General features: G+C 69.1%; 16 protein-coding genes. 2 read left to right on the forward strand and 14 right to left on the reverse strand.

Annotated features, from left to right (window positions below; genetic code table 11):
• Positions 1–77 precede the first annotated feature (77 nt).
• From GA0070604_RS26370 to GA0070604_RS26425, 12 genes are all read right to left on the reverse strand, one after another.
• A complete protein-coding gene (locus GA0070604_RS26370) occupies positions 78–1,331 on the reverse strand; it encodes a DUF3631 domain-containing protein (RefSeq protein ID WP_208602172.1) in 1,254 nt (417 codons plus the stop codon).
• Complete coding sequence (locus tag GA0070604_RS26375; protein ID WP_091124295.1) at positions 1,328–2,212, reverse strand: bifunctional DNA primase/polymerase; 885 nt, start codon at positions 2,210–2,212, stop codon at positions 1,328–1,330. Before GA0070604_RS26375 ends, GA0070604_RS26370 begins: the two co-directional genes overlap by 4 nt.
• A gap of 88 nt (positions 2,213–2,300) precedes the next feature.
• Positions 2,301–2,522: a hypothetical protein gene (locus GA0070604_RS26380; protein WP_091124299.1), complete on the reverse strand. Its 222-nt coding sequence runs from the start codon at positions 2,520–2,522 to the stop codon at positions 2,301–2,303.
• Between the two features lie 172 nt (positions 2,523–2,694).
• On the reverse strand, positions 2,695–2,922 hold the full coding sequence (locus GA0070604_RS26385; RefSeq protein ID WP_091124302.1) for a hypothetical protein: 228 nt from the start codon (positions 2,920–2,922) through the stop codon (positions 2,695–2,697).
• A complete protein-coding gene (locus GA0070604_RS26390; RefSeq protein WP_091124304.1) occupies positions 2,880–4,640 on the reverse strand; it encodes an FtsK/SpoIIIE domain-containing protein in 1,761 nt (586 codons plus the stop codon). Before GA0070604_RS26390 ends, GA0070604_RS26385 begins: the two co-directional genes overlap by 43 nt.
• A gap of 22 nt (positions 4,641–4,662) precedes the next feature.
• Positions 4,663–5,043 carry a hypothetical protein gene (locus GA0070604_RS26395; protein WP_091124306.1) on the reverse strand — a complete coding sequence of 127 codons (381 nt, stop codon included), beginning with the start codon at positions 5,041–5,043 and terminating at the stop codon, positions 4,663–4,665.
• A 20-nt stretch (positions 5,044–5,063) separates the two neighbouring features.
• Positions 5,064–5,531, reverse strand: coding sequence for a Pycsar system effector family protein (locus GA0070604_RS26400; protein WP_091124309.1), 468 nt, complete (start codon positions 5,529–5,531; stop codon positions 5,064–5,066).
• Between the two features lie 139 nt (positions 5,532–5,670).
• Entirely contained in the window at positions 5,671–7,029 is a 1,359-nt protein-coding gene (locus GA0070604_RS26405; protein WP_244162089.1) for a hypothetical protein, read from the reverse strand.
• The gene (locus tag GA0070604_RS26410) at positions 7,026–7,727 is read right to left on the reverse strand and encodes an NUDIX domain-containing protein (protein WP_091124312.1); all 702 of its coding nucleotides are present in this window, start codon (positions 7,725–7,727) and stop codon (positions 7,026–7,028) included. The genes GA0070604_RS26405 and GA0070604_RS26410 overlap by 4 nt, the downstream gene beginning before the upstream one ends.
• Positions 7,727–8,041 (reverse strand): hypothetical protein, encoded by a 315-nt coding sequence (locus GA0070604_RS26415; RefSeq protein WP_091127426.1) that lies wholly within the window; start codon positions 8,039–8,041, stop codon positions 7,727–7,729. The genes GA0070604_RS26410 and GA0070604_RS26415 overlap by 1 nt, the downstream gene beginning before the upstream one ends.
• A 142-nt stretch (positions 8,042–8,183) precedes the next feature.
• The gene (locus GA0070604_RS26420) at positions 8,184–8,552 is read right to left on the reverse strand and encodes an RRQRL motif-containing zinc-binding protein (protein ID WP_091124316.1); all 369 of its coding nucleotides are present in this window, start codon (positions 8,550–8,552) and stop codon (positions 8,184–8,186) included.
• Positions 8,552–8,800, reverse strand: coding sequence for a DUF6284 family protein (locus GA0070604_RS26425; RefSeq protein WP_091124320.1), 249 nt, complete (start codon positions 8,798–8,800; stop codon positions 8,552–8,554). Before GA0070604_RS26425 ends, GA0070604_RS26420 begins: the two co-directional genes overlap by 1 nt.
• A 650-nt stretch (positions 8,801–9,450) precedes the next feature.
• On the opposite strand from GA0070604_RS26425, the gene GA0070604_RS26430 reads away from it, so the two are divergent.
• A complete protein-coding gene (locus GA0070604_RS26430) occupies positions 9,451–10,242 on the forward strand; it encodes a GntR family transcriptional regulator (protein ID WP_091124323.1) in 792 nt (263 codons plus the stop codon).
• Positions 10,242–10,985, forward strand: a complete 744-nt coding sequence (locus tag GA0070604_RS26435; RefSeq protein WP_091124326.1) for a glycosyltransferase — start codon at positions 10,242–10,244, stop codon at positions 10,983–10,985. The genes GA0070604_RS26430 and GA0070604_RS26435 overlap by 1 nt, the downstream gene beginning before the upstream one ends.
• Here GA0070604_RS26435 and GA0070604_RS32160 read toward each other — a convergent pair whose 3' ends face one another.
• On the reverse strand, positions 10,986–11,510 hold the full coding sequence (locus GA0070604_RS32160; RefSeq protein ID WP_141721403.1) for a hypothetical protein: 525 nt from the start codon (positions 11,508–11,510) through the stop codon (positions 10,986–10,988).
• A 251-nt stretch (positions 11,511–11,761) separates the two neighbouring features.
• Complete coding sequence (locus GA0070604_RS26440) at positions 11,762–12,721, reverse strand: DNA polymerase domain-containing protein (protein WP_091124329.1); 960 nt, start codon at positions 12,719–12,721, stop codon at positions 11,762–11,764.
• Between the last annotated feature and the right edge of the window lie 6 nt (positions 12,722–12,727).

Genomic DNA, 12,727 nt, shown 5'->3' on the forward strand with positions numbered 1-12,727 from the left:
GCGGGGGGTAGCCGTCCCAGCCGTCCCAGCCGTCCCATTGCTGGTCAGGGGCGGGACGGCTTGATGGTTGGGACGGCTTAAGCCGTCCCAGCGGTGGTGTTGGTGTTGGTGGTGTGGGACGGCTTAAGCCGTCCCAGGGGTATGACCCGTCCCGGGGTTGAGCTGGGCGGGGACGGCTGGGACGGCTGGGACGGCTCACCCTCGGGTGTCTGGTCGGGGTCGGGGCAGTAGCGGTGCCATGCGTCGTCGAAGTCGGCTTGGTAGTAGCCCTTGACCTGCCCGTGTGGCGGGCCGAACCGGATGTTCGATGACCGGATCTCGTACTCGGCCAGCAGTTGCCCGAGCTTCATGGCGGTGAGTCCACCGCCGGTCTTGCCGTATTCGGCCCACGGGGCTTCGGGGTCGGACCGGAGCTTGTCGAGTAGGACACTGCTGGGGATCGCCGGGCGTCCCTGGTTGTCCGTCACTCCGGCGGACCGGAATGCGGTGCGGCAGTCGACCAGGAGCCGTATCCGGTCGGACGGCACCGTGGCCCCGTCCCGTTGGGCGGTGAGGGTTTCGCACGCGCGGCGTGCCCGCTGGGGCCAGGTGCCGCCGGCGAGGTCGGCTACGGCGACGAGGGGTTCCCAGGTGTCGGCGGCCCGGTCTTCGACGGGCATGGCCGGTTCGGCGGCTTCCAGGTCGCGGAGGTTGGCGCGTAGCCAGGTGCCGAGTTGGCGGGCGAGGGTGCGTAGGGCGGGGCTGTCGCGGCGGTGTCGGTAGGGGGAGACGGTTTCGCCGGGGGCGCGGCGGCGCATGCGGATGACGACGGCGCGGTCTTCGATGGTGTCGGGCATGGCGCCGATGCCGGCGAGGGCGGCCATGGCAAAGGTGGGGATCTTTTCCAAGCTGCGGGTGTTGTTGTCCCAGCGGATCGCGGGCCGGTTGCGCTGGTGACCGGCGTTGAGCAGGCCGCGTAGGTCTTCGTTGGCCTCGGCGGCGGCTCCGAAGATGGTGTCTGCCTCATCGACCAGCAGGGTCGGCGGGTCGTCGGTGCCGATCGCCCGGTATACGGCGGCTGGGGACGCGTTCACGGTGATCAGCGGTGCGTAGCAGGTCGCTTCGACCACGTCCAGCAGCCGCGATTTCCCGCACCGCTTCTCGGGTGCTCGGATGACGAGGCGGGGGGCGTGTGCCCACGCGGGTTGGGCGTGGGTGGCGGCGACCCACAGCGCGACCGCGTCGACGGCTTCCGGTGAGGGCAGGATGACGTATTTGGTGAGGCAGGCGTGCAACTGGTCGAGGATCGCCGCGCCGTCGGCTGTCTGCTCGGCGGGGATGGGTTGGGTCATGCGGCGAGTCCTTCGTCTCGGAAGCCGCCGAGGATGGCGGCGCGGGCGGACTTTTCGGTCTGGCCTACGGCCAGGCCCACATCCAGGAGGGCGGTGTATCCGTCGGTGGTGCTGATTGCCCCGGCGGCGATGATCCGGGCGACGCCTCGGGCGGCGCCGTAGAGCGTCACCCGCCGCCTACCCGGGCCGGACGTGCGCACGGTGGTGAGCAGGGCGTCCAGCAGCGCGTCAGGGTTTGAGATGGCCCCGCGCCTGCTGCTGGTGGTGGCGGGTCGTGTGGCGGCGGGCCGTGGCTGCCGGTCGGTGCCCTGGCAGGCGGTGATCAGGGCGGGGGCCATCTCAACTACCGGCACACTCGTGTCAGCCCACGTGTAGGGGCGGCGGGTGACGGGGTGCACCGATGGCGGGGCGATGACGTAGCCGCCGTCGGCGCGGATGTCGATGCCGGGGGCGATGAGTCCGGCGCTGCACCGGATGCGGGTGTGGGGGCCGGGGTGCCGGTAGTACAGGTGCAGGCCACCTGAGCCGGTGCGTACCCACCGGGTCGGTGGGCACAGCCCGCGCTGCACCAACCCGGTGAGGCTGTTGATGCCGCCGTGGTCGGGGTCCACGTCGACCACGACCAGCCCGGAAGGGCTGCCGGTGCGGATGGCGAGCATCCCACCGGGCACCAGCGACACCATCCGGCGGAGGGCTTTGGGGTCGCGGGTGGCGGCGTAGAAGCCGTGGCAGGTCAGGCAGCGGCAGCCTTGCGGGTCGTGGGCGGGCGGGTCGCTTGGACAGTTCTCGCAGTTGGCGAGTGGCCGCTTGGTACGGGATAGCAGGAACGCCGGCCATCCGGCGGCGGCGTAGCCGAGGGCGGCGGTCAGGATCTCGCTCACGAGTGCGCTCCTTCCTGATGTGGCATGGCGATGGCCAGCGCCGGACGGGCACTGGCCATTGGGTGGTGAGGGCGCGAAGCGCGCCTTTCTAGCGGGTGAGCGCCCAGACGACGAACACGGCGACGGCGACGGTCAGGGCGATAGCGACAAGCCAGCCGGAGAGGTCGCGGATCAGCCAGCCGGTGACGCGGGCGCGGGCGATAGTCGCGTCGGCGTACCAGGTGACCCGCTCGACACGTCGGCCGAGCGGAACGCCGAGGATCAGACCGAGCAGCACGCCCAGGGCGAGCGCGGTGATGGTCAACTTCATGGTTCTCCCGATGTTGGGGCGGGCGGGTCAGTCGGTGACGGAGTGTCGATATCGGTCGGGAGGGCAGCGTTTGAACGGCCGTGTGTGAACGGCCGTGCGAACACCCATCTACTAGGACCCGGGCGGCCCCGTTCGCATGGTGCAAACGGGGCCGCCGGTTGGTGACGGTGGGTTATGCCGGTTCGGGGATGCGGATCTTGTAGGTGCCCCGGTCGGTCTTGCGGAGCATGGCGTCCGGGCCGTCAGACAGCCGCCCGAGCGCCTTGCGGACCCAGCCATACCCGAGCCCCGTCTCCGCGATGACATCCCCGAGGTCACCGGGGCGCACGACCTCGATACCGGCGTCGTACAGGTCGATCAGGTGCCCGCGTAGGTGCTCGTATGCCTGCTCGCTGGCCATGGGCGGCTGGCGTAGTCCGAGGGGGATGCGGGGTAGGCCGGGCGGGATGCGGATCGGCTGGGCGGGGTCGACGTCGTCGGGGGGTCGTTGGGGTTGATGGCCCGGTTCGGCTCGTTCGGCTCGTCGTCGTGCTCGTCGTCCATGTCCGGCTCCTGACGGGGGCGGGGGCGGGGTGCCGGGCGTGCCGGCTCCGGCTGCGGGGTGGTGGGGCCGGTGGCCGGCTGCCCACCGATGAAGGGGGCGATGGCCGCCGCCCGGTGGTCTTCGTCGGCCACGAAGCTGCGGCAGGGCATCGTCCAACGGGTGGTGTCGGTGCCGGGGATCTCGGCGTAGAGGTAGCCGGGCTTGGTGTTCTTCCACGCCCACGGCATCGCCCCGGCATCCAGGGTCGCCTCGGACAGCGCCATACCCGCGTCAACGTCCTTGTCGACACCGAGACAGATCGACCCGGGAATGTTCGCCCTGGCGCTGGTCGGGAACCGATCGTGGCTGACCCGCTGCAACCCGAACAGCAGCGAGATACCCGCGGAACGGGCGGCTTCGGTCAGCTCCGTCACGAGGGGGTTGCCGGCGGCGACCTGGGCGGCTTCGTCCACGATCACCACCCGATAGCGGGGGCACTGCCGGCAGCCGGGAGTCCACTGCTTGTGGCCGTGAGCGCCGATCTGCCGTGCCCGGCCGGTGATGTCGATCGCGACGTCTTCCAACATCTCGTTGGTGTCGTCCTCGGTCAACGCCACCCGGACCGCACCGTTACGCGCCCAGGTGGGGAGTTGGTCACCCTTACGCGGGTCAGCCAGCCACAGTTCCGCATCCCGCCGGGAGATGACCTCAGCAGCGATGTTGAGGATGACCTCGGTTTTGCCCGCGCCGGACATGCCCACGATCAGGAAATGCGCCGCGTTGCGCCCCGCCGCGTGGTCGCCGGGCAGCCACAGCATCAGCGGCTCTCCGTCCTCCATCACGCCGAGCACGATCGGCTCCGCGATCGACCGACCCGGGGCCGACAAACCAGGCCACGGGATCATGTCCCGGAGCTGGTCGACCGGCACGACCTCCACCCGCCCGCGCCGCGCCGAGTCCGGGTTGGGGATGACCCGCACCGCCGTTTCCGGCACGTCCAGCGCGGAGGCGAGGGCGCCCCGGTCGCCAGCGAGTTCCTTCACCGACGTGCCCGCTTCCAGGGTGACGGCGGCTGTCGCCTTCGCGCCCTTGATCGTGGGCCGGGCAACGGCCGCGTTACGCAGGCTCTTGACCGCATCGGCCAGCCCGCCACCGGCCGCCGCGTCTCCGCCCCTGTTGCGCAGCACCCGTACTACGCCCATGGCGATGGACGCGGTTGGGGCACCGATGAGCCACATGTCCAGCCATGGCGTCGACCAGGGGGCGGCGATGGTCGCGCCGATCGCCCACACCGAACCGGCGAGGCAGGTGGTGGTGGCCACCGCCCGGCGGACGATGTCCCGGGCAGCGGACGCCCGCCACGTCAGCGCGGTCAAGGCGGTGCCGGCGAGGGTCAGTCCGGCGGCAGCCGCGCCCATCGAGCCGGGGCTGTCGGCCCACCGCCAGTGCGCCAGCCCGGTAGCCACCGCCAACCCGACCGAGCTGGTCGGGGTGACCAGATACGGCCACAGCGGCACCTTGACCGTGTGCACGCTGGCCTCTCCCGACCCGTCCGTGGTCAAGCCGCCGTTCTTCGGCATCCGTGTCTTCGCCATCTCGACTCCCCTCCTTTCCTGGTCAGGCCTTGAACTTGAAGTCCGGGCGGCGGCTGCCCCGGTAGCCGACCTGCTCCAACTCCGGCATATAGGCGGTCACGAACCGGTTGTTCGCGGTGATGATGTACTGACTCGCCACCACCAGGGCCTCACTGGCCTGCTGGATGGGCTTGGCGACCTGACGGGCACGCGCCCGCGCGGACAGACCACCCACCACAACCGCACCACCACCGACACGCCGCAGCCGGGCGTCCAACTCACTAGCGGTGATGCCCAACTCCAGGGCAGCGGCGTGCAGAATCCGGCGGGTGGTCTCGCACCACTCGATCAAGGCGTGGTTGTCGGTCAACGAGTCCGCACCGGCGAACAGCGTGCGGCCCGAGGGCTGATTGGTGTTCGACACAGGATGTCTCCTTCGCAGGATCAGGCGAGGACAGCGAGCAGAGCGGTAACAGCGGCGCCGACCAGAGCGGCCAGCAGCAGATCCACGGCGGCACGCACCCGCCGGTACTTACGCACAGCAGCACGGGACAGCCACACCAGATGACGGGCCTGATCAGCGGCGGCGGCCATAGCCGGCATGCTGGCCTCGGTCATCAAGTCACCCGGCACAGCAGCGGCGTAGCGGACCAGACCGTGACCACCAGCCAGGGACGGGCGGACCGCGCCAGCCAGCAGACCGACCGCAGTTCCAACCAGAACGGCCGTCACCACCCCGGCGGTCGTGGCCACCGTGGGCAGGTCGGCGCGGGCCAGGACAGCGACACCGACGGTCAACGCGGCGCCCGCGATGGCCATCAGGGTGGACGCCTTGCCATCAACCCGGACCAGCTCGGCGCGTACCTCCGCCTGCCGGGCGGTAAACCAGTCCGGATCGGGTACTGGCACCATCAGAGATGCCCTCCTTCCTTCTAGGGGTTGGGTGACCAGACCGGCGGCACAGCACAGGTTGCGAGCCAGAGGCTGTGCCGCCGGGCGGCGCCGGAAGTCGAGGCGCGGGGATGAGATCGGACGTGTGTGCGTCGGGGCGTCATGCGGCCGGCTCGCTGGTGAGGGCGAGGACCCGGCCGACGATTTCCGCCGGCACGGCGTTGAGGACCTTGCGGATCGTGCGGTCGGAAATCCCGGTGATCTCCGCGAGTTGTCGGTTGGTCATTTCCGGATGCTTGCCTCGGGCGGCCAGGACGACGGCGACCGTTTCCGGCTTGACCGTTTCCACCTCGGGCAGGTCGGGCGGCAGGTCGACCGGAAACGATGCGATGGATTTCCGGGCGGCCGGGCGCAGGATTTCCGGCTGCCGGACCACGTTGATTTCCGCCTTCTCCTGCGCCCTGGCAAGCGCCCGGCGGGTGCGCTCCAACTCGTTCACGAGACCGTCACGGGCATCCTTGACCGCCTGGCTCTCCTGCTCTGCGAGGGCTCGCGCGGTGGCCTGCCGCTCCGCGAACCGCTGCGCTTCATCACGCTGCGCCTGCACCACCCGCACCTCATCGGCCAGGTCATCGGCCCGACCTTGCGCAGCCCGTGCGGCTTCCCGAGCCTCAGTCAAAGCCGCGCGATAGTCGCGTTTGGCCTGCTCAGCGGCATCGGTGAGTGCCCGGATCTGCCCGGCGGCGGTCTGCTCAGCCAGCACCCGGGCGGCGGCGGCCCGGTCCGCGGCATCGCGGGCCTCAGCAAGCCGCCCCTCAGCCATCCGCGCCGCCTCAGCCTCGGCGGCAGCCCGCTCGGCGGCGACCCGCGCCGCCTCCCGTGCCTCGGCGATAGCCTGCTCGTGACGGATGATTTCCGCCTTGGTGATGGCCTCGATTTCCGCCCGGGTTTCCGCCTCGGCGGCAGCCCGGGTTTCCGCTACGGCTCGTGCGGTTTCCGCTTCCTGACGGGCGGCGGTTTCCGCCTCGGCCCGGACGGTTTCCGCCCGCGCCCGCTCCTCGGCCTCGGCCAGCGCCTGCCGCACTGCGGTGGTTTCCGCCCGTGCGGCCCGGAGTTCTTCCGCCGCCCGGTCAGCATCCTGCGCTGCCGCGATCTCCTCGGCTGTGCGGCCCGCGAGCATCTTCACCCGGACCACGACGACCGGGGCGACGCACGCCACCGCCACCACCAGACCCCACGGCACCTCCTCACCGGCCTCGGTGTCGATGAACACCGGCAGAAGATGAACGGCAACCTGGCAGAAGATCATCAGCAGCATGCCGACGACCATGTCCGGCCACCGGCGACGGTGAAACGCAGTGATCACGTACACGTCGAGCATCACCGGGAACATCCATGCGATCTGCCACGCGAAGTGCGCAAGCACCGCCAGGTCGAACTCACCCTTGGCCGTGAGGATCACCGCAGCCGCGAGCGCGATCGACTGACCCGACACGGCACGACCAAGCAGTTGCCTCACTGCGGCACCCGCTCCCGATCAGTCGTGTCGGTGAGCACGTCACGAAGCAGCGCCCGGTGGGCGGCGAACACCAAACCGCCGTAGGTGCCGGACAGGTCGTGTACCAGGTCGGCGTAGCTGTCGGCCCGAACCCAGACGGCGCGGCGGGCGTCGTCGCAGCCGAGCACATCGGGCAGAACGCCCCATCCGCCACCGAGATCGACGCGGGTCGGAACCGTGACCATCCACGCCTCATCCGAGGCGCGGGGGTCGGGCACATAGCGAACCGGAAGGGTGGTGCTGTGCTCGCTGGCGGGGCCTGCCATCAGCCCGGTCTCCTCGGCCAACTCCCGAAACGCGGCGTCAGTGGGATCCTCGCCCGGGTCGACGTACCCGCCAGGCAGCGCCCACCCGTACCCATCGCCTCGCTCGACCATGACGAGCCACACCTGGCCGTCCCGGTCGACGCCGGTCACGATCGCGTCGGCGCAGACCTGCTCACCCCAGTGCCCGAGCTGGTTGCGGCCGTAGCGGATGCCGGTCGGCGCGTATGGGTTGACCGGCCGACCGTTCACCAGGTCGAACGGGATCAGCGCCGCGGCCTGCCGGGCAAGCCACTCCCCGACGCTGATGTCCCGAGGATCGGTTCGCGGATCAGCCCACCCCTGCTCAACACCGACCGTGAGAACGTCCGCGTGGGTGTAGGTGCGGTAAGTCATCAGGCCACCGCCAACGCGGCAAGCCGGTCGGTGGTGGACGCATCGAGGTGCGCCCCACGGTCGGTGTACTCGGTGGCGTGGGCGTAGATCTTCCAGCCGTGCCACGTCGGGTAGGCGTTCACCGCCCGATAGGGCCGGCCGTCGCTGTCGGCGCCCTGGTGCTCCTTGCCGAACAGCACGTCCGGGCCGTCAAGGCCAGCCAGGTGCAGCCAAGACCGCAGCTCGGCAATGCTGTCGAAGTTCACGTCCAGGGAGGTGCCGTCACTGCGGACACGGATAGCGGTCGGGTTGGCCAGCAGCAACAGCTCGGCCATCACCGCCCGACGGTTCTTTCGAGGGGTGGTCATCGGAGCGTCTCCTTCACGGTCGGAACCTCGCTGTTGAGGGCGTGGGCAATGGCGAACGGGGCGAGCATCACCAGCGGCCCGCCCAGCAGGATCAGGAGCAGAAGCCAGATCACGGGGCGCCTCCTTCGTGGCAGTCGATGCACTCGCCCAGCGAGCGCGGGATGCAGTAAGGCCGGACCGTGCCGCAGGTCCGGCACGTACGGCGCGCGGTCAGCGCGGCGCGGACCGCCCGGAGCTGGGCGGGGGTGGCGGTGCGCTTCGGACGGGCCAGATCGACCCGGTACAGGTAGGCGGCGCGAGTGCCACCGACACCGCGCCACAGGATTTGAGCGGCGATCGGTTGACCACCGGGCCGCAGCCCAGCGGCGGCCAGTTGACGGCGGGTGGCGTAGCCGGGCGGGGCGCCGCGCCACCAGTAGGTGGGGATGCCGTACCGCGTTCCGTCCGGATCGTGGTAGGCGGCCCGGACGCGGGCCATCAGGCCACAGCGGCGGTCGGGCTGGTCGCGCGGGCGGCCAGCAGCGCGCGGGCCTCCCGCAGCACCCGACGCTGCGCCCGGCGTACCCGCTGCCAGTCCAGATCGGACGGGGCCGGCTCGGCGGACAGGATCGTGATCTGCGCGTCCAACAGCAGTACTTCGGCCTCGATCAGCGGCATCTCCTGCTCGATCTCGGCCAGGTCATCGACGCTCGGACCCTCCAGGTCCGGGAACAGGTCGTAGCTCACTTGGAGGTCCTTCCGAAACGACGGGAACCCGCCACCGAACGGCGGCGGGAAACACTCGGCTGCCGGCAGTCCCGGCAGCGGTCCTGATCCGGGGCCAGCGGGGCGAGGCGCCCGCAGCGGTCGCAGTCGCGCCACACGGCGCTGCTCTTGGTCGTAATCCGCACGGCGGCGGCGATGCTCACGGTCATGACAGGTCACCTCTCCCCAGCTCGAATCAGGTCGGACGAACGAGCCGGGGCGCGGCCAACACCAGCCGCGCCCCGGGGGTGAAACAAGGCCCGAACAACAGCCGGGCCGGATGTAGGACCGGACACCACGTAGGGCACCGGCCAAGAAGTCGTGCTGGCGCCGCCACGCACGTCCGTCTCCCGACGGTCGGGGGTAGAGCGCCTGACCGTTCGCTGTGCAGTCCGGTCAACGCTGCCTCTGTGCAGTTATCAAGTGGAGCCATGCGCCACGGCGGTCCAGCAGATTCACGAGCGGCGCAGCCGAAGCCACCTCCGCCGGCTGTGGATTCGCCAGCATGCTAGTGATTCCTAGCTCTGGTCCTCTGAAGGACTAGATGCCCACAGCCTAGTGACGGAAGGCTCTGTGTCAAGAGCTTCAGAGGACCGTAAGATTGGGATCGACCCGACGCGAGAGGTAGGACCATGGCAACGAAGTACGACCGGATTGCCGCTGACCTGCGAGAACAGATCGTCGGCGGGACACTCCACCCCGGGCAGCAACTGCCGCCAGAAACGACCTTGCGAGATCACTACAGGGTCAGCCTGGTCACCATGCGCCGCGCCCTGGACGAGCTGGCGGCGGAAGGCTTGATCGAGAAGCGTCACGGGTACGGCACGTTCGTACGCAAGCCGCGTCAGCGCGTAGTACGCGACGCAACGCGCCACCAGTGGGAGAAAGACCGGGCACGGCTATCACACGGCGAGCGCTTCGGAACGGGAGCTACCGAGCGAGACACCGGGCTCGAAATGAAAGACCTTGACTTCCGAGCTGACTACGCGATCGTGCCGGCCGATAAAGAGTCAGCTCAGATATTCGGCGTACCGGCGGGAACGAAGCTGCTAAAGCGTGTCTACCGAACAAAGCCGAAGAGTGAAGAGTATCCGCTCGGACTGGGGCATTCTCTGCTTGTCCACGACGTCGTGGCAAAAAATCCCGATCTGCTCGATTCCGGAAATGAGCCCTGGCCAGGTGGCACGCAGGCGCAGCTATATACGCTTGGGATTGAGCTAGGACATATCAAGGAAGAGATCATTGCTCGGCCACCATCGGCCAGCGAAGCCGAACAGCTCGGAATCGACTCCGGCGTCTCAGTGTTTGACCTGCGCAAGATTTCTTTCGACATCAACGGCAGAGTGGTCGAGATTGCCAACACCGTGCTTGCCGGAGATCGAACCCAGCTCGTTTACACCATCAACCTGGACAGGTGGCAGTAATGGCCGAAAAAGTGATCTCAGTAATTACGCCCGTCTACCCTCCTAATTCCGCCCATCTAGCAGAGGCGGGCACGTCACTGTACTCCCAGAAGCTTCCTGCGGGGTGGCGCTGGGAATGGCTAGTCCAGATTGACGGCGACGAGGGCGAGGTGTCGCTACCTGCGGACACCCGCATTAAGGTGGCAAGGAATCGTCATGCCGGCCCAGCGGTGGCACGAACGCTAGCCCTGGCAAAGAGCGTCGGCAGTCTCATCAAGTCCTTTGACGCAGACGACCTGCTGACCGAGGGGGCTCTAGAGAGAGACATCCGGGTCCTCGAAAACAATCCTGAGGTGGGCTGGACCGTCTCTAGCGCTACCGATCTAATGCCCGATGGCTCCCTGGTCTCATTTCCCGAAAGCGACCCGCCCGAGGGCATTATGGCCCGTGGGTCAATATTTGATTACTGGCGGACTCACGACCACCGGCCGCCCGTCGTGCCGGGGACAATGTGCATTCGGCGCGACCTTTTGGTCGGATTGGGCGGCTGGATGGCGCTACCGGCGTCGGAGGACACCGGGCTACTCATAGCCGCCAACATCCTTTCGCCAGGCTATTTTATTACTGAGACTGGCCTACTCTATCGGAAATGGCCTTCTCAGAGCACGGCGCAAGCCGCACACGCGGACGAGGCAGAACGGCAAGCACGATTCGCCGTCATTGAATCACGCGCTCAAGCCCTACTTGCGATGCAGGGCGAATAATCAGCAGCGAACGTGCGTGCCGCACAAAGGCGGGGCGTCAACGCGGCATACCTTCCATCCGCCGCCGATGCCCCGCTCTCGCTTCGCATGAAATCGCCATTCGTGTCTACTGCCGCTGATGAAGGTAACCCCGCCGGTGATTTCATCGACCTGTGCGAAGCGAAAGGCGATCGTCGCAGAAACGATGCCATCACTGTCGAGCGCCTTCCAATCGGAGGATTCTACCTTGATTTCGGATTTCGCTGCGGCAACCTTGGTACGCCAAGCACGCACTTCCGTCAGGAGTTCCGATTCACGGTCGTCGCACAGGCAGCGCCGGATGCCCAGCTCGTCGTCAGATCCGTTGAACACGGCCAGGAGAAAGGCGTTCGCGGCGGCAACCGGGGTTGCCTCGCCCCGGTCTGCTTCAACCGTCTCGATGGCGGCCCACCCGACAGGGACCGCGAGACACGACACGAGAACGACGGCGGCGGCTACTGCGGCGCGGAGCCGCCATGAGCGCGAGGCGAGAAGCGGCGCGATCATGGACGGAGAGTACCTACCGGATCGTGGGCGCGGGGGGCAGCGTTGGGCCTTGCCGGTCACCTCCGTGCCGAATGCGTGCCGAAGTTTCCCGCGCTTCCGTGTCTCGGCTGCTGCCGGCCCAGCTCAGAGGCAGGGTGCGGACGGAAGAGCCGTATCCCTCCGGAGGCGGGGGCGCAGGTTCGAATCCTGCCGGGGGCACAGACACCAGAAGCCCGGGCCATCGGCCCGGGCTTCTTCCGTGTCCGCGGCGGTCAGCCGGCCTCGCGGCGGGCCTTCGCCCGGCGCTTGCCCTCGTGCATCGCCTGCACCCGGGCCACCGGGATGGTCCGTCCCTCGGCGACCAGGTCGTCCGGCAGCCGCTGCGGCGCCGGCAACGCCTCCGCCCACGGGTCGCGCCCGGCCAGCAGCTCCGGCACGGTCCGTACGGTGAAGTCGGCGGGCGTGACCGATTCCAGGTCGTCCCAGCCGACCGGGTACGACACCGGCGTACCCGGCCGGATCCGGGGGCTGTACGCCGCCACCAGCGTCGCCCCGTACGCCCGGGTCGAGTCGACGAACACCCGGCCGCCCCGGTCCTCGACGATGAAGGCGGTGGTGGCCAGCGCCGGGTCGAGCCGTTCGGCGTGGACGGCGAGGGCCCGGGTCGCGGCGGCGGCCTCCTCGGCGGTGGTCCCGGCGTCCACCGGCACGATCACGTGCACGCCCTTGGCGCCGCTGGTCTTCACCGCCCCGGCCAGCCCGACGTCGGCGAGCGCCTGCCGGACCAGCAGCGCGGCCCCGACCGCCGCGCCGAACGAGTCGCCCGGGGGCGGGTCGAGGTCGAGCACCAGATGGGTGGGGTGCTCCGGCCGGCCCGCGAGACCCAGCGTCGCGTGGTACTCCACCGCCCGCTGGTTGGCGAACCAGAGCAGCGTCCGCCGGTCGTCGCAGAGGGCGTACGAGATCCGCCGGCGGGACGCCTCCGCCCAGACCGAGGTGCGGGGCACCCAGTCCGGGGTGTACTTCGGCAGGTTCTTCTGCATGAACGGGTCCTGCCCGGGCCGCACCCGGACCACCGAGAGCGGTCGGTCGCGCAGCTCCGGCAGGATCCGCCCGTGCACGGCGTCCAGGTAGTCGACCAGGTCGCGCTTGGTCGCCCCGGCCCCGTCGAACAACGGCTGGTCCAGGTTGGTCAGCGACACCCCGTCCCGGGTCTCGTCAGCGGTAGCCATCCGTTC

Source organism: Micromonospora eburnea, from assembly GCF_900090225.1.
GTDB classification, from domain to species: Bacteria; Actinomycetota; Actinomycetes; order Mycobacteriales; family Micromonosporaceae; genus Micromonospora; species Micromonospora eburnea.